Below are 21,902 nucleotides of genomic sequence, written 5' to 3'. Positions count from 1 at the left end.
CGCAGGCCACGGCGGCATAGCCAAGTGCGCAACGCATAGCGCCCGACGGCGTGGCCTGCGGCGCGCAATTCTGCCCGCAAGCGGCGCGTACCGTAGCGCTGGGCATAGCGCGCAAAGGCGGTGGCGGCCGCGGGCTCCCAACTGGGCGTGGGCCGCGCTGCCCGACCCAACCACTGATAATAGCCGGCGGGGCTGACGTGTAGCACGCGGCAGAGCACCTGCACGGGCTCAGTGGTCGCCTCCTGCTCGATGAACTGATAACGACTCATGATTGAGGCGGTTGCGCAAAGATGGTCACGACTTTTTTTAAAATATCGCGCTCTTGTTCTACGCGTTTGAGTTCCGCACGCAGACGCTTAATCTCGTCGCGCTCCGCGCTGCTAGGCACGGCCTCGGCTAACGCCTGGCGCTGCCAGCGGCCCAGCAAAGCGGGCGATAGACCCTGGGCGCGGGCCACGTCGGTTTGCCGCGCCCCAGCGGCTACCTGGCGCACGCATTCAGCTTTAAAGGCCGGTGTATATTTTTTGCGGGTTAGCGGCGAGCCGCTCAAAGTACGGTTGTCGGGCATGGGCAGTGGAAGGTAAGACTTCTCACTGTCTGTTTTCACTCGACCACCTCAGTAGCCCAGTGATCGTAGGGTACTAGGTGTTGCAGTTAAGGTATGACTAACTAGAGATTACCCATTCTCTTCCGCTCGCTAGCAACTAGTAACGGCCTCAAAAGGCGCATCTTCCGAAGTTACCCATTCTGTAGAAGCTAACCACTGCTCACGACCTGCAAATGAGTTTCTGAATCACCTCAACGGGAAGGTACTTCCTGAGCCAATAGTTTAATTCCTAGCCTCCAAAAAAGGGTGTCAAAAAACGCCCCAAAAAATCGGCGTTTCCAGCTCGCCAGGGCACTCTCTCAAAGTCTCCAACAAACGGTCGGTTATTTAAATGCAGATAATATCTTTGATAGTCAAGTCTTTATAGCTTGCGTGCTTCTTTACTCTTCGGCAACGCCGGGCTACTTGCTACCCGCCGGGGAGACAACTGGCCGCACCTTAGCCAGCGCCGCCGCCAGTTCATCGCCATACAGGTTCACGCCCACAATGTGGCCGGTGGGGTCAAGCAAGAAATTCTGCGGCACCTGGTCCAGGCGGTAGCGCTGCGCCGTGGGGCCCGCCAGGCCGTCCAGGTTAGAAGCCGAGGTGCCCAGCAACTGATACTCACTCAGCCCCCGCCGCCATAGCTTCTGTTGTCCCGGCTCATCAACTGACACGTTGAGCAGGGCCAAGGGCAAGTCGGCAAACCGGCGCCCGATGGCGGCCAGTGGGTCCAGCATCATATGACATTGGCACTGCGATGACCAGAACTGCAACAGCAAGTACTGCCCCCGGTACCCCGCTACCGTTACCACCTTGCCCGCTGCGGTCTTCAGCCTTAGGTTGGGGGCCAGCGCCCCCAGCGCCACGGAGCGCAGGCTATCCACCCGCTGGCCATACGCCTGACCTAGCGGGCTATGTTGCAGCAGCGGGCTCAGCCGTGCGTAGAGCGGGGCCACCACATCATACTGCGCCGGCCCGAGCCGCCGCTGCGTCAGCAAGTCCAAGCTCACCCAGGAAGCCGGATGCTGCTGGATGAAGGTGCGCGTCAGGTTATCATAGAACGGTTGTTGGCGCTGGATAGCCTTCAGGTCTAGCGTAATCATCTCGTACTGCGTTCGCTTCGGATAAAGCTGGTTGTCCAGCGCGAGCAACTGCGCATTGTAGCGCGCGAACTCTTGGTTGACTGGCCCCCCCCGGAGCGTGGCGTTATAGAGCGGGCCGGCGCTGGTAAGGACCACGGGCGTCGGCTCGATAAAGAGGCGTCGGGCATCGCCCGTAACGTAGGTGGAGTGCCGATAGATGGAGGGCAGTCGGCCCTCGCCTACGAGCAGCAACATAACGCTATGCGGCTGCTGGGCCGTGCCACGCAGCGTAAAATGACCTGCCCGCACGTGAGCCGAGTCGGTGATGCGCTGGTGGTCGCGCACAAACACGACGGCCGTGGGGGGCAGTGGCCCCAGGTGGCCGCTGATGGAATAGGAAAAGGGCTGCTGCGCCGCGGCCCGCCCAGGCAGCAGCCCGCAGGCCAGCAGTAGCAGCAGAAGTGGCTTCATAAAGTCAAGCAGCTTACCCTGCCAATGAGACGAGTAGCAAAGTACTACGAAAAGGGTTGCCTCAGCGCTTGTCGGCGCTGTTGAGCCAGCGCCCTACGCCCTACTAGGTATGCCAAAAGTAGGGTTACCTGTAAAAAGACATTTTACAAACGACCGTTGCTAAAATGTCTTTTTTGCTAAATTTGTCCAAAACTGCTCTTCTATCCCGTGCCTGCCTACTTTGCCTATTACCGCGTCTCCACCCACAAGCAAGGCAACTCGGGCCTCGGCCTCGAGGCGCAACGCGCGGCCGTGGGCAACTTCCTGCAAGGGACGGCCCCAGTCGGGGAGTATGTGGAAATCGAAAGCGGCAAAAAGAACCAACGCCCGCAATTGCTGGCCGCGATTGCCGCAGCTCGTCAGGCTGGGGGCGTACTGCTGATTGCCAAGCTCGATCGGCTCAGTCGGAACGCGGGCTTTATCCTAGCTCTGCGCGACTCGGGGGTGCAGTTTGCCTGTTGCGACATGCCCGATGCCAATACGCTTACGGTAGGATTATTTGCCGTCATTGCCCAGCACGAACGCGAGACCATCTCGCAGCGCACCAAGGATGCCCTCCAAGCCAAAAAGGCCCGCGGGGCCCAGCTCGGTACGCCCGCCAATATGACGGAGGACATACGCCTGCTCGGGCTGGCTACCCGACAGCGCAACGCGCGCGAGCATGGGGGCATCCGGCAGGCAACCGCGCTGATTCTAGCCCGGCGGGCGCAGGGGCTCAGCTGCGAGCAGATTGCGGGGGAACTGAATGCGTTGGGTTTCACGGCGCGGCGGGGCGGGGCCTTCTCTCAAAAGCAGGTCCAGCGCCTGCTCGACCGGGCCACCGCGCCCTAAGCGGCCGACCCCACCTGCCCTGCTACGTTAGGCCGCAACATCGTCGGCTAGCCCAACTCAGGGCCGAGGCAGTAGGGGGCCTGGCCCTGCGTAGCGGGGACCATCAGCTACTCTACCTGCGCTTCCGTCGCGGTCTTCTCTCCTGCCTTAACTGCGCCGCTGGACTCGCGCCCACCTCGTGCGGGCGCGACCGCCCCCCCCCTGCCAAGAGGGGAGAGCTTGCGTTAACTCCCCTCTTGTGGCTACAAAGACATGGCTTGCTGAGGCTGAGGAACTTCTCCCCGCCGCAAAGCTCCTCCCTAACTGAGCTCCGCGCGAGGGTCTAAACTACCCGAGGCTTCAGGCGCAGTTACCTAGCACTGGTGATACCTATCAGCTCTGATGAGTACGTGTATTGCTAGGTAACGGCATCGGCAGGTATCAGAATAGCTACTTACTTGTTTACTTACCTAACTAGGCAATTGCACAATTGTACAGTTGCACAATTATTTATTTGTACAGTTGTACAACTGTGCAATTGCCTAACTAAAAAATTGTCTAGGTAAGCACTTGTTTAACTAGGCACTGGTGTAGGGGCACCCCTGTACACTTATATGGATAGGTACTTGTCTCCCGGTGCACTTGGGTAAAGGGGCAACTGCTTGCTTCAGGATGGCCACGGTGGGCTGCCGGCAGCATACGCTCTGGCCAGAGGTAGGTACCTCAACGGCTCCTACTGACGTGCTAAGGCACTACCTCTGGTAGGCAACAGGTGGGGCAACAGGTGGGGCAGCAGGTGGGGCAGCAGGTGGGGCAGCAAGCCATGTCTTTGTACGTACAAAGACCGGAGTAACGGACGCAAGCTGTTTCTGGGAGAATCTAGGAACACCCCACCCCCAGCTACCACCAGCAAGGGCCCCACAAGTGTCCGTGGGGCCTCGCTCGTGGCTGTTAGCTGCTCCCTTGAGAGCTGCTCGTCCCTAACGCTTAGCCAAGCAAGAGGCTGACAGTATCAACCCTCCATTATTCGGTCCTTTTTTGGAGGGCTAGCAAGCTCATATTTGTCTTATGCAGCCGCCTGTGGAGTGGTTCAAAAAAGCGAGTACAGTTTCAGCCGGCAGTACATTTAGGCTGAGGATACGGCTTAACTTTTCTTTCTCCATGACTCTTCCTGCCCGCTGGCAGCTACTGGTTACAGTGCTTTTGACGGCCTGTGCGGGACAGAATCGACTTGTGGCCACGCCAGAAGAGTGCATCCGGGTCCACAAGCTGCATCTCACACGCGAAACACGCGCCGTGGTCAATGCCACGCTTATCCGCAACATCGATACTCGCCGCCGGGCTTACGAAGCACACGACTTTTGCGCGTTTCAACAGCCCACCTCCAACAACCGATATGCCCTACTCACGATTTACGACGAGGTCGGCAATCACACGAGCCCGACGTGGCTGCTCCTTAGCCGGAAGGGCGTCGTCGATACGCAGCTGTCCAGCTACCAAATGACGCAAGATTCGCTCCGCTCCATCGATAAGATGATCCTTGGCCTTACCCGGTTACCAGCACTCGACGAAGGGTCCCGGCAAGAACTGCTGCAGCTGATGCAGCAGGATGCCCACAATTACCGCAAACGGGCCACTGACGGTCATTGATAAGCCGTGAACCTCAGTTCACAAAAACGGTCGTTTAGCTGAACTAGCATTATATTGCTCCCATGGACAGCTTTGATCCGGGGCAAGTAGCCGCGACGATCCAGTACATCGTTCACTTGTTGAGCAGTGGGGGGATCGAGCAGGCGCTTCGGAAGGGCAAGCCCAGTCGCTGTGCGTTGGAAGACCTGCACGCGGTATTGGCCGAGCATGGGCAACGGATCACCCTCCCGCGCAAAGCCCCTACGACCTATCTGACCATTGGGGAAGAAGCCCCCGCAGAACTCTTGGCCGACATCCGCTTGTGCGTGGACGGGGCCCCGAGTGACTTGGTCCTGCGCTGTACCCTCTTTGCTGACCAGCAGGCGGACCACTATGCCTACCGACTAGACGACTTGCTCGCCCCGTGAGGTAAAAGGTCTCCGTCGACCTCGACGTTGTCAACCACCAGCAAGCGGCCCTATCCCCAATACCTATTGAAGAAGACGCACCTTGTGGGGCTCAGAAATTCCCTCGCGAGATGAGTAGCTCAAAAAGTCCTTGCCAAGTACGTTTCAAGCGCGTGGTGGGGAGTAGGCAAGCCGAAAAGTGGCGGTTCCGAAAGGTGCACCTCTCTGGTTGACCTACGGTCGGGCGTAGGAGGCTACTGCTGCCCGAGTGGCTGCAAGACGACGCGCCGGTTACGGGGGCGCTGGTTGGGTTGGGTGTTATCCGCCACCGGGCGCGAGCCCCCATACCCGACCGCCCGCAAGCGGCTCGCGGCGACCCCATGCGCCGTGAGGTAGGCGCACACGGCCGCCGCGCGCTGCCGGGAGAGGCGCTGATTGATGACTGGGTCACCTTGGTTATCAGTATGGCCCTGCACTTCCAGGCGCAACGTCGGCTGGCTCCCTAACACCTGCGCTAGGGTGTCCAGACTTGCCTGCGCGGGGGGTAACAAGTCCGCTTGGCCCTGCGCAAAGTAGAGCGCCGGCAGCGTCACCCGCTGCCCCGCCGCTAAGCGCGCAGCTACTGCTACCGTCCGTGGCGACTCACCTGGCGCCGGCCTAGCGGAGGCGAGTGGGGCCCGCCCTAGCAAGGATAAGTAACTGCGTGGTCGGGGTCTTACTGCTACCCCAGCACTGGGGCGCTCAAGGAGGATGCTGGTGGGGGTAGCTGGCTGAGTAACTGAAGCAGGACTGGGTACTAGCGCTTCGGCCAGCTGGGGGACCGGGGGCAGGGCAGGGGCCGCGCTGAATAAATAGCGGGTGGGGATGACCACCGCTTCTCTGTTGTCCGCCGCGTTGCGCTGGCGGTGGGCAGTTGCCCCTGCAGGGAGTTCCCAGGCCAGGCGCACGCGTGTAGCGGCGCTCGCCTGGCAGTAGTCCAGGCGTATGGGGTAGGCCTGCCCAGCGTGCAGGTCAACGGCTACTTGATAATAATTGAGCCCCTGGTCGCGCCAGTCATCGAGCAGCAAGCGCTCATTAATCCACAAACGAACGCCATCATCAATACTCAGGTGCAGCACATAACGGCCCGTGAGGGGTGCCAGCAGCCAGCCCGTCCAGCGCACGGAAAACTGTTCGGCCCCGGCCCCCGCCACCGGTCGGCGTTCGTGCCAGTCAAAGTCGAGCGTCGCATCCCGGCGCGTCAGCACATAGTGCTCGAAGTTATGGCTGGCATAATAGGCTCCTTGTAGCCCGTTGCCCACCGGCACCTGTGCTGGTGCGTTGATAGGCAGCAGTAGCGCTAACCAGCCTAGGTACCCCTTGTGTCGCATCATACAGGCAAGAGCACATTTAGTGGAAATAGGTTGCGCAATCGGAAGCGTTGGGCCGCGTGGAGGAAGCTAGGCTAACGAACCAGGGACAGGTTGCACAGGTGCCGATGCCATATGTCTTGATTAGTTCTTGGGCCGCGCAGCGATAGGGCATGTAAATAGCACAATATTTAACTAAATACCTAGTTATTGTGGCGCCAGTAGCTAGCTTTGCCGATAGATAACGTGCTATAGAATTAATGTATTGACTATAAATAATTTAATTCTATTTCCTTCTCCTGTTCATGAAGCACGTTGCCGCTAGGGTTGGGGGGCTGTGGCCCCTGTTGTTGTTGTTGCTGTTAGGCCAGCGGGCCGCCGCCCAGGCACCGGCACTTAGTGCGGGCAGTGGCTCGCTCACGGGCCTCGTGCTCGATTCGCTCACCCAGCAGCCGGTCCCGTTCGCCTCGGTTGTGCTCCTGTTGCCAGACCCTTCTGAGAAAGCCGCCGCAGGGCAGTCGGCGGATGAGCAAGGGCGCTTCGAGCTCACCAAGTTGAAAGCGGGCCCGTATCGCCTGCGCGTGAGCTTCGTCGGCTACGGCGTGCGGACGCAGGCCGTCACCATAACCGATGGCCGGCTGGTACTTGGGCCTATCCGGCTGCCCGCCACGGCTCAAAAACTGGGCGAAGCGGTCGTGGTGGCGCAGAAGCCGCTCATGGAAGTCAAGCCTGACCGCCTCGTCTATAACGCCGAGCAGGACGTGACCAACGCCGGCGGCACGGCCCAGGACGTGCTGCGCAAAGCTCCACTGCTGGCTATCGATGGCGACGACAACGTGACGATGCGCGGCAACAGCAACTTCAAGGTACTCATCAACAACAAGCCTTCGCCCACGCTGGCGGCCAACCTGAAAGAAGCCCTCAAGAGCATTCCGGCCGACCAGATTAAATCGGTGGAGGTCATCACCACCCCCCCGGCCAAGTACGACGGCGAGGGCACGGCCGGCATCATCAACATTGTGCTCAAGAAGGGGGCTAAGCAGGGCCTCAACGGCACGGTGGGTGCCAGTGCGGGCACCCGCGGCAGCAACGGCAACGGCTCGCTCAACTTCCGCCAGGGTAAATTTAACTTCACTTCCTCGCTCAACGGCGGGCTGAACTACAACAACCGCAGCTCCTCGAGCAGTGAGCAAGTGACCTACCGCAGCACCCGCAATGACACGCTGCGCCAGGACGGTTCTGGGCGCAGCACCGGGTACTACGGCTCGGGCTCGCTGGGCCTCGACTACGACCCCGCCGAGCACCACAGCTTGTCGCTCAACGGCTCGTTCTTTCGCTACGGCGGCACCAGCCAGTCCGGTAACGTGAACCGCTACACCACGCCGTTGCCGGGCTTCGGCCCCCTGTTTCTGCGTGACACGCGCTCGACCTACAGCGGGGGCAACGCGGAGGTGACCGGTACCTATACTCGTACTTACAAGCAGGAGCGGCGCGAGTGGAGCACCATTTTGCAGTACGCTTACAATGGTAATCGCAATGGCTACGAATTCAACCAGTTCAACAACTCCGAGCAGGCGCTCGACGTGAGCCAGGCCAGCTACCGCGAACGTAGCCTCACGCGCCTGCCGGGCCACGAGTATACCCTGCAAAGCGACTACACCCTGCCCCTGGGCGAGAAGAATACGCTGGATTTTGGCCTCAAGGGCATCGTGCGCCTGACAGGCTCGCAGGCCCAGGTCGACACGCTTTTTCCGGCCCAGACCGCCGACTTTGTTCCTTCTCGCTACCGCGGCACTTCCTTCGACTATCGCCAGGACGTGGAGGGAGTGTATGCTACCTACAACTTCAACGCCACAGAAAAGCTCCACCTGGGCCTGGGCGGGCGCGTGGAGCGCACGGGCCTCTGGGCCGAGTTTACCAACACGAACACCGGCATCCCTTACCGCAGCTACGTCACGCCGCTGCCCAATGCCAACCTGAGCTACACGCTGAGCAAAACCAGCAGCCTGCGCCTGGCCTATAGCCGCCGCATCAGCCGCCCCTACATCTACTACCTGAACCCCTACGTTGACCGCAGCAACCCCATCAGCTACTCCTACGGCAACCCGGACCTGGACCCCGAGCTGACGCACTCGGTAGAGTTGAGCTACAACAATTTCATCAAGACGACGTCCTTCAACGTGGCCCTGTCGGTGCTGCGCACTGGCAACTCCATCGAGCGGGTGAGCTTTGCCAGCACCCAGCCGCTGCTGCCCGTGCCCGACGAGATTGTGCCCGCCCCGAACCTAGTGCTGGAAACCAGCGCCAACGTGGCCAGCAACACGGCCTTCCAGCTCAACGGCTACCTGTCCGCCAAGCCGACCGAAAAATGGAGTCTCAGCTTGGGCGGTAACCTAGAGTACCTGCTGTTGCGCAGCACGGCGTTGAACTTGACGCGGCGCGGCTTTGCGGGCAACTACAACGTCAACACCTCTTATAAAGCGACCAAGACGCTGACGCTGCAAGGCAATCTCTACCACAGCTTGGCGCGGCCAGTACTACAAGGGCGCAGCAGCAGCTTCATCTACTACGGGCTGGGCCTGCGCCAAACCCTGCTCAAGGGCCGCGCCGACCTCTCGTTCAATTCCCAGTTCCCCTTCACGGCGCGCCGCACGTTTGCATACGAGACGAGTACGCCCGCCTTTTCGCAGCACAGCCGCTTCACCAACCAACAGCGGCAGTTTCGGGTGGGCTTCACCTACCGCTTCGGGCAGCAACAAGCTACGCGCCAGCGCAAGAGCATCCGCAACGACGATATCAAGGGCGGCGGGGGCCAAAGCAGCGGGGGCTAGCGACTGAGCAGCGGGGCAGCTTGCGCGCTGCCCCTAGGGTAGGCTAACCCCTCATCCTGAAAAGGGGGCAGCTCTTGTCGAACCTTCCTAAAGGCGCATTCCGCGAAGTAGCTAGCCCAGGCTGAGACGTTTTAGAATCGTTGGTTTAAGAAATATTATAAGCTCGCCTATTTTGCCTTTTCCGGACATGCTGTCTCGCTCCCCATTGCTTCTTTTCGGGGTACTACTACTGGGCTACCTCTTGGCCTGGCCCGCAGTCGGACAACCTAGCTTGGTGCAGGTGCAGAAGAATACATTTGCCGTTACGCCAGAACAGGCTACTTTACTCACGCCAGTTTTAACCGAGGTAGCCGCCGCGTCGGTCGTCTTCGTAGGAGAGTTAGACCATGGGGATGGCTCTACCCATCCCTTGAAAGTGAAGCTGCTGCAACAACTACGGCAGTTAGGTCGCTCAGTGGCGGTGGTTTACGAGGCCGACTTCTTCGCCTTGAATCACCAGGCCCAGGCACGCCCTTTAGCCGAACGGTTGCGCAGCCTGTACCCTGTCTGGACCGAATGTAGTCAATTTGAACAGGTTATACAGTATTTGCTCGCTCAAAACCTGGCCGTGTATGGGACCGACCCCATGCTTACTTCGGATTATTCGCAACAGCAGTTAGTCCCCTACCTTGATAGTTTGCTGCCGGCGCACGCGCAGAAGGCTGTTTTCCTGCAAGATCTAAAAGACTTGCAGCAGAAAACTTACTTTACCTCGACTAGCCCTGAGCGCCGGGCGCAATTTTTGGCCACGCTCCACGCTTACCATCTGGTAGTCAGCACAGGCTTTGACCATCAACTCTTACGCACGATCGAAGCCTTTGCCCACCATGTCTGGCAGGGGTTGGCGCCTAAACACGATGCCTACTATCGCGACCAAGCGATGGGGGACAATCTATTCTGGCTCACAACCACAGCGCTACGCGACCAAGCCGTCGTCTTTTTCGGGGCCAATATCCATATTGGCAACACTCAAGTCCTACCCGCTCCAAAGGCTATCACCACGGTGAAGGCAGCGTTTGATGCCCACCAAGGTGCACCGTCTTACGCCTTGGCAATGATTGCGTACGAAGGCGTTGCCAAACGGCCCACCCTGCCAAAGCCCTTCCCCATCCCGGCCTATATGGGCCAAGGCTTGGAGCAGAGCTTACATGACCTAGCCCTCCCGTTTGCCTTGATCAACCTGCGGGCACCCGATTTGCGGGCGCGGAAGTTCTACGTGCGCGGCTTCGGCCACGCTACCAAGCAGCAGGCGGTGTGGAGTCAGGTGTATGATGCCTTTCTCTATACGCAACTAGTAGAGCCGTGCGGACAAATAAGCAAGTAAGTAGCACTTTAGGGGTAGTAAGGTGGTAAATACTTTCCCTCTTGTTCCTTAGAAAAGCCACTTAACATAACGCCTCATCTCAGACAAACCTTGGAATCAGTACAGTTTTGGACTTGCTCAACTGCTGGTAGAATGTAGTATTTTGCCATTATGTCTTCTAGCTAATTGCCTTTCATGCGGCTAATTGCTCTGCTAACGCTCCTTTTCGGTGTTCATTCCCTGGCCTCTGCACAGACTAGAGCCGTGGATTTTCCACTAGATTCCGCTACCCATCTTGTTACTTACTCGGGCGTAGTGCCGCGCCCAGGGGCTCCCAAAGCAGAACTATATGCTCTGGCCAAGCGGTGGTTTACGGCTGTATTTTCCATTCCGAATGGGGAATCCGTTTCCTTCAATGAGGCGGCAGGAACATTAGAAGGTACACAACACCGGTACTATAACAATACTATCGGTGGCTCAGCGGTGCCTCAGACTAGCATCCTCTGGTACACTGTACGCGCAGCCGTGAAGGATGGGCAGTACAGTTACAGTATCAGCCAGTTTCGGCTGGCAAAGTACCCTGGCAATCCGACGCCTTATTTGCCGGCAGGACCAATTGAAGCCTTCATCTTAGCTCATCCGGCCAACCATTTTCTACGAGACCTTACAGACCAGCAGCGTCAACACGTAGAGGCTGCGGTAGAGAACTTTCTATTGAATTTTAACGGCAATATGAAGCGTAAGCCATGATTTTACAGACTGTAAACGACCGATTATAGCTTGTAAAAAAGTAGACTGCTTACCTTGGTAAACGTCTGTCCTAAAAAGCACTACGGCTTCTCGTTGGGTTATAGCAGGCCACCCGTTAGCAGCTCCCGTACAGCCTCCCGGTAGCTGATGCCGATCGGAACCTGCAGGCCATTGACGAGCTCTAACATGTTGCCGTCGAGGGCCACAATGGCACCCTGGTGGACCAGGTACGATTTGTTGACCCGCAAAAAGGCGGCCTCGGCTAGCGAGCTGGCGATGCGCGTCATCGTCACGTGCGTGAGGATGACCTGCGTGCGCGTGTAGACCTTCACGTAGTCCTTCATGCCTTCCACCAGGAGAATATCTGCCGCCGGCACCCGCCACACCTTCTTATGCTCCTTCAACAGCAGCACCTGCGCGGGGGCGGGTACGGGGGCTGCCGGGGGGCTCTGCGCCCCGAGGTACGCTTGGACTTTGGTGATGGCTTTGGTAAAGCGCTCGAACGAAAAGGGCTTGAGCAGAAAATCCACCGCATCCCCGTCAAACCCCTGCACGGCATATTCGGCGTACGCGGTGGTCAGCACCACGGCCGGCCGCGGGCTGGGTAGGCCCCGCAGTAAGTCCAGGCCGCTGAGCTGCGGCATGTTTACGTCGAGCAGCAGCAGGTCGGGCCGCAGCTGCGGCAAGTGACCCAGGGCGGCTACCGCGCTATCGAAGACGACGGGTGGGGCTAAAAAGGGCAGTCGGCCGACGTATTTGCGCAGTAGGTTCTGCGCCAACAGCTCATCGTCGATGATGACGCTCGTCAGTAGGGGCGCTAAGACCATAAACGTAACAACACATGGTGGCGCGTGGCGTCGGTGCGAATCTGCAGCGAGTGGGTGGCGGGGTAGAGCAAGGCCAGCCGCCGCCGGGTATTGCGCAGGCCGATGCCTTCGGCGGGCGGCCCCCCTTCGGCCGTCGGCGGCCGGGTGTTGCTGACGGCAAAGCAAAAGGTGCCCGTCTCGTCCCGGTAGGCCCGCACCTGCACCCAGGCCTCGTGCAGGAGCTGGTCCACGCCGTGCTTGATGGCATTTTCCAGGAATGTGACCAGCAGTAGGGGCGGGATGCGTTGTGCCCCCAGGTCCGGGGCTAGCTGCACGTCCAGGCGCAGGCGGCGCTGATGGCGAATTTGCTGGATGTCCAGGTACTCGCGGATAAAGGCCAGTTCGCGGCCCACCGCCACGTGCGGCACAGCCGAGTCGTAGAGGGCGTAGCGCATCATGCCGGCCAGGGCGAGCACGAGCGTGGCCGCGGTCTGCTCTTTGTCTTCGACCAGCGCGTAGACGCTGTTGAGCGTGTTAAAGAGAAAGTGGGGATTGATTTGCGCGCGCAGAAATTCTAATTCTAACTGCAGGTTGTCTTTTTCCAGGGCGACCGTGCGCACGCGCGCCTGAACCAGCGCCCGCCCACTTTGCAGGGCAAACGGCAGAAAGAGCAGCAGCAAAAACCGCGTGGCATGATAGTAGAGCAGGCCGTTGTGCAGAAACGTCCAGGGTCCGTGCTGAGAAAGGTTGCCTACCAAGCGATGGAAATAGGCGGGCATATCGGGATAGGCCGCCGCCACATACCCGTAGAGGTAGTAGTTGCTCAGGCAATAGAGGCCGAAGCTGATGAGCAGAATCGTCAGGCCGCGCAGCCAGGCCGCCCCACTGGTGCGGGCCCGGTGCACGGCGAAAGAGACCGCATAGAAGGTCAGCAGTACGGTCAAGGCGGCTTGCGCGCTCATTAGCCACGTCGCCTGCGGGTGCGCGGCGTCGCTGAGCCAGGCCCCCGTCAGCGCAATCCATTTGGCGTACACCAACCAGAAGACTAGGTGCTGGACCACCCTAGTGCGGCGGCTTTGCGCCGTGCCCAGCAGCCAATCGAGAATACGTGTAGTAGAAAACGTCATAACCTAGCCCGCCAACCCCGGCTGATATCTCCTCGCCAGGCTTAGCCCGCCCAAAATAAGGCGGTCGGCGCGGGATAGCTGCCGCATCGGTTAGCTGGCGGCGGGGTGAGACTTGGCGTACTGGCGGGCTAAGCGGCGCAGATAGCGCTCCGCCCGGGGCGAGAACGTGGGCGGGTGCTGGTGCCGCTGGTCTTTTTTGGCGGCTTGTTGGTAGAGTAGAGCAAAGGCGAGGGGGTCGTTAGCGTGGGCGAGCAGAGACTGGAGCAGCCCGTTTTGCAGAATGGTGTAGGCCATGAAGAAGCCCGGCAGGTGGCCATTGGTACCGTTGGTGAGTCCCCGGTAGAAGCGTAGCGACGTGGCGGGGCCACCGGTCGCCTGCACGCAGATGGTCGAGTCGAGCTGGTGAATGACTTTCGGGGCGGGGCGTAGCAGCCAGCGGCGTAGTTGGCTGGCCTCGGCCGTGTCCGCTTGCTGCTCCAGGGCTACCCGCTTATCAATCAGGTCGGCGGTGCCTTCGTTGAGGGTCATATAGAGGGCGGTTAGCAGGGACTCATCCGCGGCCACTAAGTGCCAGTCTTTGGTGCTGCGCAGGCGATGGTGCATCTCGTGCGCCTCTAAGATGCCGGGCTTGAGACGCAGCTGGTCGCGGGCATCCCGAATGCTGAAAACGATGCCCGCTTGTTGGGAGGTGGCATCATTGCCCAGGGCCACGTAGGCGAGGTGCAGGTTCTGAACCTTATAATGGTCGCGGGCCGGCAGGTACTCGTACGCCAGCGTGTACATCGACTCCAGGTACGTAGGATTCTGAGCCATGAGGGCCAGAAAAGCCCGGTCATCGGCTTCTTGCTCCTTGTAGTGGTTGACGAGGATGTAGTACCAGGAGCCGGCCTTGATTTTAGCTTGCCGTAGCGAGTCGTAGCGGGGGCGGTACACCACCTCGATGGCGCGGCGGTAGCGGCTCACGCTGGCCGTATCGCTGCCCCACACTGCCTCTACATACACCTTATTGTCTGGCAAGGCCAAAAACTGCTGCCACGCGGCGTTGGTTAACGGCTCGTCGCGGCGCAAGGCATCGGTGAGGCGCCAGTAGGCCTGGGCCGCTTCCGTCTGGATGGTTTGGGCCGGCGCCAAGCGAGCGGCTAGCAGGAAAAGCAACAGCAGGGGTAAGAAAAAAAGACGCATCTAGGAGCCGGGAAGGAGTGAATTACTGAGTGGTAAAGCACGCTGGCGGCGTCCTCGCCCTCAACTTTTTTCGACCAAGTAGCGGCGGCTGTAGACATAGTAGCCCCGTTTGGGGCATATGCGTAAGCCACCAGCTACCACGACCTTCGGATCGACCGCTCGCCCAGCAGGAAGAAATCGGTCGGTTTAGCGGCTAGTACACAGCAGCGTAGCCACTGCCAATGTTGCGACCTCTCGCAGCGAAGTACTATTTTCGGTCGACTGGCTCCCGAAGGCATGCTTTCCGAAGCTGCTTAGTAGTCACTATCAACTGCTTCGGTTTTACATAATGGTCGTTATCGGACAGGACAGCTCGTGGTAATTGCCAGCCATCAAATTTGAAACGGGCTGCATCCAGTCTAAGGCAAGCTATTAAATAGCTATAATCAAATTAATTAAGGATTATTGCGAGGGGCATATATCCCCGTGGCACGCCGCGGCAATTGCCAGAAGCCGACAGGGCAAGCTGGGGTGCTCAGCCAGGAAATGAGACTGAAAAAGCCCAAAAACAGTTAAAAAGGGCGTTTGCAGCCGCTGGGGGCACTTTGGCGTGAGATTGGCTTTTCGCGCTTGGCGACGCACGCGCTTCGCGGCAATTGCCAGCGCGTGTCTCGGGCGTTAGCGGCGGTTGCCACCCGCTAGGAAGGAGGAGAAGACCGAGCAGCGAGCGTTCATATATTCCGGGCAATTGGCAGGTTGGCAATTGCCAACCTGCCAAAGGGCGCGCACTGCGGCGTGGGTGACGCAATAAAAATGACCCATTTTTTGGAAGTAGTAATTTGACTACTAGCCGTTAAGGTAAAAAGTACGCAATAATCTGATTCCGGGTAGGCCGCCCAGATGTGCGTAGGGGTAACAGCCGGTCCCTGTAGGGTGGGTCACTCGCGTGCCTGACGACCCTTCTTCACGCCCAAACGCGGCCAGATATCCCCTCAGGTAGTCCCGCTACTTGCCAGTCTGGGTCAGCGTGTCACAGGGGGTGGCGCGCAAAAATGAGACGCTAAAAAAGCCAGTGAATATGTAATTTCTTCACCTACTGTACGATAGCAGTAGGCTAGTGAGCCGTATGTGAGACAGCGTTTCGCGGGGGGTACGGCGGCAATTGCCGCGTTAGCTCCCGGCAATTGCCGCCCGTAAACAGGGGCAATTGCCGCGGTACAGTGGGCAAAACGAGACCAGCGAAGGGTCGCCAGCCAGCAGCGGCTCGGCGCTCCACAAGCGGGCGTAAGACCGCGAATCAGTGACTTTACGCTCACTTCAGCCAGGTTGCAGCGAATTGCAGGTAGTGGGGCTCTGCTTAGAGTAGCATATAAACTACTTATTATCAATAATATAAGTCAATTAATTGAAAAAGTGACGGTTGTTACTTTCTCAACTATTTTTTCATAAATCGCTTGTAATGAGACTAGTAAGTAGTTTTTTCACCTTTTTACAGGCGCTAGCCCAGCGCAGCTGCACGACCCGCGCAGAAGGCAACCTGCAATTGCAGGTCGTCAGCAGCGGATATATGATACCTGCTATTTTACATATCTACAATTATAAGACACGCAAAAGCCATTCATTAGCACCTCGCATTCTAAGCTCTAGTAGCACTTCCGTTGTGAGGCGTTAAACCGCTCTGCCTACCTTGCCAGCATGGTTACCCCCGCTTTCCCTCTGGCTCCCCTACTCGACCAACTAAAAACGGCAATTCATACGGCTCGCCTGCGCGCCACGCAGGCGGCCAACGCCGAGCTACTCGACCTCTACTGGCGCATTGGCCAGCTCATTCTCGCCCAACAACAAATGCAAGGCTGGGGTGCGAAGGTCATTGATCAACTCTCGGCGGAACTGCGCCGCGAGTTTCCCGCGATGAAAGGCCTATCGGCGCGCAATCTCAAGTATATGCGACGCTTTGCCGAAGCTTACCCCGATGCCACCTTTGTGCAAGCGACGCTTGCACAAATTCCCTGGTACCATCACCTGACCTTACTAGAGAAGGTACCCGATGAGGCGACTCGCTTGCACTATATCACCGCAACGGCCCAGCATGGCTGGTCGCGCGATGTGCTCGTCCATCAAATCGAGTCCGGTCATCACCGTCGGCAGGGCCAAGCCATCACCAATTTCGCCGCCACGTTGTCGCCGGAACAGTCCGAACTCGCGCAACAAACTCTAAAAGACCCCTACCTCTTCGATTTTCTCGCTTTAACGGATAAGGTGTTGGAGCGCGACTTACAACGCGGCCTCCTGGAACAGATCACTCGCTTTTTACTCGAATTAGGTAGTGGTTTTGCCTACATGGGCCAACAGGTCCCGCTGGTCGTTGGCGACCAAGACTTTTATCTCGACTTGCTCTTTTATCACGTCCGCTTGCGGGCCTACGTGGTGGTCGAATTGAAAATCACAGAGTTTCGCCCCGAGTATGCGGGTAAGCTCAATTTCTATCTCACGGCAGTTGACGAACAGTTACGCCACCCCGAAGATCGGCCCAGTATTGGCCTTTTACTCTGTAAAAGCAAGAATCGCGTAGTGGCCGAATACGCTCTGCGTGATGTCCACAAACCCATTGGCGTGGCCGAGTATCGACTTGGGGAGCCGCTCCCCACGACGCTACAAGATGCCTTACCTAACCTGGCTGAGTTAGAGCAGCAGTTGAATGCGGCAGTACCCCCACAAAAGGAGGAGCTGTAGTCCAAAAAATGGCAACAAAAAAGGCCTCGAAAACGCAGGTTTTCGAGGCCTTTTCGTGGGTTCTGTAATAGTCCACAAAAGACCCCTTATTCTACCTTTAATGAGTGACCACATTAATGAATAGCTATATACTGACTAGCAGCAGCAACTTGCCTAGAAGATTAAGCGCGATGCTGGGTTTATTGAGGTGCCACGCTTGACATCATATTGGAACGTCAAGTCAAGCCTACCTTTGCGCCGTTGAGTGGTGCGCTTTCGCTTGCGAAAGCACTTAAAAGGGAATCCGGTGCGAATCCGGAGCAGTTCCCGCTGCTGTAAGTTCAGCCCCCGCACCTAAGTACATGCCACTGTAGCAACCGCTATGGGAAGGCCTTAGGTGTTGAACGAGCCAGAAGACCTGCCAGTCAGCTTTACCTCCACCTCGCTTTCGGGAGAAAAGCTGTGGGTTGCCAGCTCAGTGCCCCCCAGGTGCTGTTGGTTGCTCGTTGCCTTTGCCCATAAGCGCCAGCTTTTATAGGCTGAATGACTTGCGGCTACTCATGGCAAAAGACCTTTCTCTCGTTCAGCGCACCGCCTTTATCTGCAACGGTGACTCTTGCCTGAAGAAGGGCTCGGGCGATACCACCATACAGCTGCGAGCCGCTATTGTGGCAGCTGGGGCTAAACCCCAACTGCATACTGTGCGCACCCAGTGCACCGACCAGTGCCCGCACGGCCCGGTGGTGTTTGTGCACCCCGAAGGCACCTGGTACCAGCACGTCACGCCCGACCAGGCATCGGCATTGGTAACGCAGCACTTACTGGCTGGCGAACCAGTGGCCACCCTCGTTTTGCACCAGGGTTAAGCGGCAGTCATCATGGCAGCTACTTCTTCTAACATTAAACCCTTACAACCATCTGGCCAGCGCATTAGCGTGCTGGGTGGCGGGTGGCTGGGCTTGCCGTTGGCACAGTACCTAACAGTCCAGGGCTACACAGTGCAGGTGTCGCGCACCACCGCGGCGGGGGTGCAGCAGGTGCGCGAGTTCGGCCTAGGTGCCCAAGAAGTAAACCTAGGGGCCGAAGCCCCGCTGGCCGACGGCTCGTTTTGGCAAGTACCGACAATGCTCATTGCTGTGCCACCCCAAGCCGGCCAGCCTGCCGCGCAGCAAGTAGCCCAGTATCAGCGGCTAGCCGAGCGGCTGCGCGCCAGTGGCGTCCGGCACGTGTTGTATGTCAGCTCGACCTCCGTGTATGGCGAGGCCAACGCCGAGGTGACGGAGGCTACCCCCCTCGCGCCCCAAAAACCGGGCGGCCAGATAGTGCGGGCGCTGGAAGAAGTATTGCAGCAGGAAGCCACGCTGCAAACCACGGTGCTACGGTTTGGCGGGCTGATAGGCTACGACCGGCTGCCGACCGACGCGGCCGCTATTCAACGGCGCAGTCGGGCGGCTGACACCCCCATGAACGTCATTCACCGCGACGACTGCGTGCGCATTATCTACGAAATCGTGCGCCAAGGAGCCTGGGACGAGGTGTTTAATGCCTGCGCCGACGCGCATCCTACCCGTCGCGAATACTACGCTGCGGCCGCAGTAGCGCTAGGCTTCACTCTCCCCGACATGGGGCCAGTACAGACGCTGCCGTATAAGGTGGTAAATTCTGATAAGCTGAAGGACACCCTGAAATACCAGTTTTTGTATCCTAATCCACTGGCGGTTTTCGACGCCCCTAGGTCATCCCTCACTCACTAAACGGACGCATGGCAACCAAACAAGGCATTTTGATTTGTGGACACGGCAGCCGCGATAAGGAGGGCACGGCCGGCTTTCAGGAGCTAGTGGCCGGGCTGGTGCCACGCTACCCTGACCGCATTATTGACTACGGCTTTTTGGAGTTTGCTCACCCTATTTACGCCGCTGCTGTGGAGCGTATGTACCAGCAAGGCGTGCGAAATATCACGGCTATTCCGGCCATTCTGTTCGCCGGCGGGCATGCTAAGAACGATATACCATTCGAGATGAACTCGCTGCAACAGCAGTATCCGGACCTGAAGATTACCCTAGGGCGGCACCTAGGTATCTCGGCGCCGCTCTTGCAGCTGGCTCGCCAGATGGTGCAGCATGCCGAAGCCGGCCACCCGCCCGTGCCCCGCGAGGAGTGCTGCCTGCTGGTGGTAGGCCGCGGCACCAACGACCCCGATGCCAACTCAGAAGTAGCCAAGCTCACGCGCCTCGTGTGGGAAGGCCTGGGCTTCGGCTTCGCCACCACCGCTTATGTGGGCGTGACCAAACCGCTGCTCGCCGATACGCTGCCGCTGGTGGAGAGCCTGCCCTACCGGCGCGTGGTGGTGCTACCAATATTTCTGTTCACTGGCGTGCTGCTTAAGCGAATATACAGTCAGGTGGAGGCACACCAAACTATTTCGTCTAAGGAGTATCTCTACACCTCGTCCTTCGGCAGCGACGAATTGCTGCTGCAAGCCGTGGATGAGCGCATCGCCGAAGTCGAGTTCGGCAGTCCCAATATGAACTGCCAGCTCTGCAAGTACCGCACCCAAATGATTGGCTTTGAAGACGAGGTAGGCAAGGAGCAAACCGGCCACCACCTTAACGTAAAGGGCATTCTCTTCGAAGAAGAACAGAAAATTGGGGCAAAAAAAGGGCTGCTGCCGCAGCTCAAAAACCTGCTCGGCATCTAGCGCATGGCCCCTACTCCAGCCCCGACAGGCAAAATTTATGGTGTGTCGCTCGGCCCCGGCGACCCCGAATTGATTACTGTTAAAGGCCTGTGGGCTTTGCAGCGCGCCGACCTCATTTACTACCCCGGCTCGGTGCAGGCCGATGGGCAGCAGAGCAGCTACTCCCTAGGTATCCTGCGCGAGCTGGGCTTAGCCGAAGCCAAGATGCGCGGCTTGTTTCTACCCATGCGCACCGACCGCACGGCGGCGCTACAAGGATATGAGCAAGTTTTTTACCACATAAAAGCCGATTATGAAGCCGGGCGCACGGTGGCCTTCGTGAGCGAAGGCGACAGCACCTTTTACAGCACCTTCGCCTACCTGCTGGCGCACCTGCACGAACACCAATTGCCAGTCGAAATCATTGCTGGCGTGCCTTCCTTTTTGCTGGCTACGGCCGCGCACCAAGTGCCGCTAGCGGTGCTGCGCGAGAAGGTAGCCGTCATCCCGCTGCTGGCTAGCGTGGCGGCCCTCGAAGGCTACCTGCGCGAGTTTGAAACCGTCGTGTTAATCAAGGTGCGGGGCGCGCTCGACTACGTGCGGCCGGCCGTGGCGGCGGGCCATGCCACGGCCTACTACGCCGAGCGCCTGGGCACGCCCGCGCAGTACCTCACCACCGACCTAGGCGAGCTGGCGGGGCGCGAGCTACCCTATTTTTCCCTCCTTATTTTGAAGAGCTTGCTATGCAATTAAGTGTCATTGGCATTGGCCCCGGCTCGGATGCGTACCTAGTGCCGGCGGCGCAACAGGCGCTGGCCGACGCCGACATTGTGATTGGGTATCACTATTATTTTCAGTTCGTTAATCACCTGCTCAAGCCCAGCTGCGTGAGTTTGGGCCGCGAGCTGTCGGAGGAAGAAGCCCGCGCCGAGCTGGCCGTCAATAGCTGCCAGCTGGGCACGCACGTAGCCGTTATTAGCTCCGGCGACGCGGGTATCTACGCTATGGCCTCGCTGGTGTACGAGTACGCGGCGCGCCAGCAGCGCACCGATATTGAGCTGCAAACGCTGCCCGGCATCAGCGCCTTTCAGGCGGCGGCGGCGCGGCTGGGTGCGCCCATCGGCCACGATTTTTGCTGCCTCTCGCTCTCCGATTTGATGACGCCCTGGACCACGATTGAGAAGCGCATCACGGCCGCCGCGGTGGGCGATTTCGTGACTTCGCTCTACAATCCGCGCAGCCAGAAGCGCAACTGGCAGTTGAGCCGGCTGCGCGAGATTTTCCTGGCGCACCGGGCGCCCACTACCCCCGTGGCCATCGTGCGGCAGGTCACGCGGCCCGAGGAAACCATTCATCTCACTACCCTGGCTGAACTGGATGTAACGCTGGTTGATATGTTTTGCCTGGTGCTGATTGGCAATTCGCAGACCTACCGCTTCGGCGAGTTTCTGGTGACCCCTAGGGGCTACCTGGCTCGCAAGCCCGCCACGGGGGCTGAGATTCAGGACGAGAGCTTCCGCCAGATTTGGGCTGAGTTGCAGCGTACCGACCTCTCGGCGGCCGACCAGTGGGCCGTGGTGCGGTGCATTCACAGCACCGCCGACTTCGAGTATGAGCAGCTCTACTACGCGCAAGACCAGCCTTTAGAGCACTGGCACGCCTACCTAGCAGGCGGCGGCACGGTCATCACCGACGTGACGATGGTGCAGGCCGGTATTACTCGTGCCTACCGCGAGCAGCACGGGGTAGAGGTACTGTGCTACCTCAACGATGCGCGCGTGGCCGACCTCGCCGAGCGCGAAGGCCTGACGCGGAGCCAGGCCGGGATGCGGCTGGCCCTGGCCGAACACCCTACCGCGCTATTTGTGGTGGGCAACGCACCCACGGCCTTGTTTGAGCTAGCCGAGCAGGTGCAGGCGGGCCGCTGCCAGCCCGCAGGCATTATCGCCGCGCCGGTGGGCTTCGTTAATGTGGTGGAGGCCAAGCTCAAAACCAAGAGCTTACCGGGTGTGCCGCTCGTTATCATTGAGGGGCGCAAGGGCGGCAGCAGCGTGGCCGCCAGCATCGTCAATGCCGCTTTCACCTTGCAGCAAGCGCTGTAAGCCACTTATTTCTTG

19 protein-coding genes and 1 riboswitch are annotated in these 21,902 nt (G+C 58.9%); of the genes, 12 read left to right on the top strand and 7 right to left on the bottom strand.

The features are described from left to right. From JAO77_RS23905 to JAO77_RS23895, 3 genes are all read right to left on the bottom strand, one after another. A partial coding sequence (locus JAO77_RS23905; protein WP_370550335.1) for an IS3 family transposase occupies positions 1-269 on the bottom strand: 269 nt, incomplete at its 3' end. Then, entirely contained in the window at positions 266-568 is a 303-nt protein-coding gene (locus JAO77_RS23900; protein WP_198993070.1) for a transposase, read from the bottom strand. The genes JAO77_RS23900 and JAO77_RS23905, both read right to left, overlap by 4 nt. 440 nt (positions 569-1,008) lie before the next feature. Beyond that, the gene (locus JAO77_RS23895; RefSeq protein WP_198993069.1) at positions 1,009-2,142 is read right to left on the bottom strand and encodes a TlpA disulfide reductase family protein; all 1,134 of its coding nucleotides are present in this window, start codon (positions 2,140-2,142) and stop codon (positions 1,009-1,011) included. A 207-nt stretch (positions 2,143-2,349) separates the two neighbouring features. Here JAO77_RS23895 and JAO77_RS23890 point away from each other — a divergent pair, with 207 nt between their 5' ends. The 3 genes from JAO77_RS23890 (at position 2,350) to JAO77_RS23880 (ending at position 5,048) form a co-directional block, all read left to right on the top strand. Then, a complete protein-coding gene (locus JAO77_RS23890) occupies positions 2,350-3,012 on the top strand; it encodes a recombinase family protein (protein WP_198993068.1) in 663 nt (220 codons plus the stop codon). A 1,140-nt stretch (positions 3,013-4,152) separates the two neighbouring features. Then, positions 4,153-4,641 (top strand): hypothetical protein, encoded by a 489-nt coding sequence (locus JAO77_RS23885; protein WP_198993067.1) that lies wholly within the window; start codon positions 4,153-4,155, stop codon positions 4,639-4,641. A gap of 62 nt (positions 4,642-4,703) precedes the next feature. Next, a complete protein-coding gene (locus tag JAO77_RS23880; protein WP_198993066.1) occupies positions 4,704-5,048 on the top strand; it encodes a hypothetical protein in 345 nt (114 codons plus the stop codon). Between the two features lie 233 nt (positions 5,049-5,281). On the opposite strand, the gene JAO77_RS23875 is transcribed toward JAO77_RS23880, so the two are convergent. Then, positions 5,282-6,400: a PA14 domain-containing protein gene (locus JAO77_RS23875; RefSeq protein ID WP_198993065.1), complete on the bottom strand. Its 1,119-nt coding sequence runs from the start codon at positions 6,398-6,400 to the stop codon at positions 5,282-5,284. A gap of 281 nt (positions 6,401-6,681) precedes the next feature. Between JAO77_RS23875 and JAO77_RS23870 the strand changes: the two genes are divergently transcribed. From JAO77_RS23870 to JAO77_RS24665, 3 genes are all read left to right on the top strand, one after another. After that, positions 6,682-9,207, top strand: coding sequence for a TonB-dependent receptor (locus JAO77_RS23870; protein WP_198993064.1), 2,526 nt, complete (start codon positions 6,682-6,684; stop codon positions 9,205-9,207). 172 nt (positions 9,208-9,379) lie between these two features. Continuing rightward, the gene (locus JAO77_RS23865; protein WP_198993063.1) at positions 9,380-10,570 is read left to right on the top strand and encodes an erythromycin esterase family protein; all 1,191 of its coding nucleotides are present in this window, start codon (positions 9,380-9,382) and stop codon (positions 10,568-10,570) included. A 174-nt stretch (positions 10,571-10,744) separates the two neighbouring features. Then, positions 10,745-11,299 (top strand): DUF4468 domain-containing protein, encoded by a 555-nt coding sequence (locus JAO77_RS24665; protein ID WP_370550334.1) that lies wholly within the window; start codon positions 10,745-10,747, stop codon positions 11,297-11,299. A gap of 98 nt (positions 11,300-11,397) precedes the next feature. On the opposite strand, the gene JAO77_RS23855 is transcribed toward JAO77_RS24665, so the two are convergent. The 3 genes from JAO77_RS23855 to JAO77_RS23845 all read right to left on the bottom strand — a co-directional run bounded on the left by JAO77_RS23855 (position 11,398) and on the right by JAO77_RS23845 (position 14,414). Continuing rightward, complete coding sequence (locus tag JAO77_RS23855; RefSeq protein ID WP_198993061.1) at positions 11,398-12,126, bottom strand: LytR/AlgR family response regulator transcription factor; 729 nt, start codon at positions 12,124-12,126, stop codon at positions 11,398-11,400. After that, a complete protein-coding gene (locus tag JAO77_RS23850; RefSeq protein ID WP_198993060.1) occupies positions 12,117-13,232 on the bottom strand; it encodes a sensor histidine kinase in 1,116 nt (371 codons plus the stop codon). The genes JAO77_RS23855 and JAO77_RS23850 overlap by 10 nt, the downstream gene beginning before the upstream one ends. Positions 13,233-13,322: 90 nt before the next feature. Next, the gene (locus tag JAO77_RS23845) at positions 13,323-14,414 is read right to left on the bottom strand and encodes a DUF5700 domain-containing putative Zn-dependent protease (protein WP_198993059.1); all 1,092 of its coding nucleotides are present in this window, start codon (positions 14,412-14,414) and stop codon (positions 13,323-13,325) included. Positions 14,415-16,088: 1,674 nt separating this feature from the next. Between JAO77_RS23845 and JAO77_RS23840 the strand changes: the two genes are divergently transcribed. The 6 genes from JAO77_RS23840 (at position 16,089) to cobJ (ending at position 21,887) form a co-directional block, all read left to right on the top strand. Further along, positions 16,089-17,126: a PDDEXK nuclease domain-containing protein gene (locus JAO77_RS23840; RefSeq protein ID WP_198993058.1), complete on the top strand. Its 1,038-nt coding sequence runs from the start codon at positions 16,089-16,091 to the stop codon at positions 17,124-17,126. A gap of 228 nt (positions 17,127-17,354) precedes the next feature. Next, positions 17,355-17,545, top strand: a riboswitch (cobalamin riboswitch). Between the two features lie 120 nt (positions 17,546-17,665). Then, the gene (locus JAO77_RS23835; protein WP_198993057.1) at positions 17,666-17,971 is read left to right on the top strand and encodes a (2Fe-2S) ferredoxin domain-containing protein; all 306 of its coding nucleotides are present in this window, start codon (positions 17,666-17,668) and stop codon (positions 17,969-17,971) included. Between the two features lie 12 nt (positions 17,972-17,983). Then, the gene (locus JAO77_RS23830; RefSeq protein WP_198993056.1) at positions 17,984-18,859 is read left to right on the top strand and encodes an NAD-dependent epimerase/dehydratase family protein; all 876 of its coding nucleotides are present in this window, start codon (positions 17,984-17,986) and stop codon (positions 18,857-18,859) included. Positions 18,860-18,867: 8 nt separating this feature from the next. Beyond that, a complete protein-coding gene (locus JAO77_RS23825) occupies positions 18,868-19,806 on the top strand; it encodes a sirohydrochlorin chelatase (protein ID WP_198993055.1) in 939 nt (312 codons plus the stop codon). Positions 19,807-19,809: 3 nt separating this feature from the next. Further along, entirely contained in the window at positions 19,810-20,538 is a 729-nt protein-coding gene (gene cobI / locus JAO77_RS23820) for a precorrin-2 C(20)-methyltransferase (RefSeq protein WP_198993054.1), read from the top strand. Continuing rightward, the gene (cobJ, locus tag JAO77_RS23815) at positions 20,529-21,887 is read left to right on the top strand and encodes a precorrin-3B C(17)-methyltransferase (RefSeq protein ID WP_198993053.1); all 1,359 of its coding nucleotides are present in this window, start codon (positions 20,529-20,531) and stop codon (positions 21,885-21,887) included. Before cobI ends, cobJ begins: the two co-directional genes overlap by 10 nt. Positions 21,888-21,902: the final 15 nt, after the last annotated feature.

This window comes from Hymenobacter sp. BT559, assembly GCF_016427535.1.
Classification (GTDB): domain Bacteria; phylum Bacteroidota; class Bacteroidia; order Cytophagales; family Hymenobacteraceae; genus Hymenobacter.
The sequence above is the reverse complement of the archived record's forward strand: the minus strand, read 5'-3'. Positions and strand labels throughout refer to the sequence as shown.

Excerpts from the sequence above, each read along its gene's own strand:
- JAO77_RS23900 (WP_198993070.1), bottom strand. The coding sequence starts at position 568 with ATGCCCGACAACCGTACTTTGAGCGGCTCGCCGCTAACCCGCAAAAAA.
- JAO77_RS23895 (WP_198993069.1), bottom strand. The coding sequence starts at position 2,142 with ATGAAGCCACTTCTGCTGCTACTGCTGGCCTGCGGGCTGCTGCCTGGG.
- JAO77_RS23885 (WP_198993067.1), top strand. The coding sequence starts at position 4,153 with ATGACTCTTCCTGCCCGCTGGCAGCTACTGGTTACAGTGCTTTTGACG.
- JAO77_RS23880 (WP_198993066.1), top strand. The coding sequence starts at position 4,704 with ATGGACAGCTTTGATCCGGGGCAAGTAGCCGCGACGATCCAGTACATC.
- JAO77_RS23875 (WP_198993065.1), bottom strand. The coding sequence starts at position 6,400 with ATGATGCGACACAAGGGGTACCTAGGCTGGTTAGCGCTACTGCTGCCT.
- JAO77_RS23870 (WP_198993064.1), top strand. The coding sequence starts at position 6,682 with ATGAAGCACGTTGCCGCTAGGGTTGGGGGGCTGTGGCCCCTGTTGTTG.
- JAO77_RS24665 (WP_370550334.1), top strand. The coding sequence starts at position 10,745 with ATGCGGCTAATTGCTCTGCTAACGCTCCTTTTCGGTGTTCATTCCCTG.
- JAO77_RS23855 (WP_198993061.1), bottom strand. The coding sequence starts at position 12,126 with ATGGTCTTAGCGCCCCTACTGACGAGCGTCATCATCGACGATGAGCTG.
- JAO77_RS23850 (WP_198993060.1), bottom strand. The coding sequence starts at position 13,232 with ATGACGTTTTCTACTACACGTATTCTCGATTGGCTGCTGGGCACGGCG.
- JAO77_RS23845 (WP_198993059.1), bottom strand. The coding sequence starts at position 14,414 with ATGCGTCTTTTTTTCTTACCCCTGCTGTTGCTTTTCCTGCTAGCCGCT.
- JAO77_RS23840 (WP_198993058.1), top strand. The coding sequence starts at position 16,089 with ATGGTTACCCCCGCTTTCCCTCTGGCTCCCCTACTCGACCAACTAAAA.
- JAO77_RS23835 (WP_198993057.1), top strand. The coding sequence starts at position 17,666 with ATGGCAAAAGACCTTTCTCTCGTTCAGCGCACCGCCTTTATCTGCAAC.
- JAO77_RS23830 (WP_198993056.1), top strand. The coding sequence starts at position 17,984 with ATGGCAGCTACTTCTTCTAACATTAAACCCTTACAACCATCTGGCCAG.
- JAO77_RS23825 (WP_198993055.1), top strand. The coding sequence starts at position 18,868 with ATGGCAACCAAACAAGGCATTTTGATTTGTGGACACGGCAGCCGCGAT.
- cobI (WP_198993054.1), top strand. The coding sequence starts at position 19,810 with ATGGCCCCTACTCCAGCCCCGACAGGCAAAATTTATGGTGTGTCGCTC.
- cobJ (WP_198993053.1), top strand. The coding sequence starts at position 20,529 with ATGCAATTAAGTGTCATTGGCATTGGCCCCGGCTCGGATGCGTACCTA.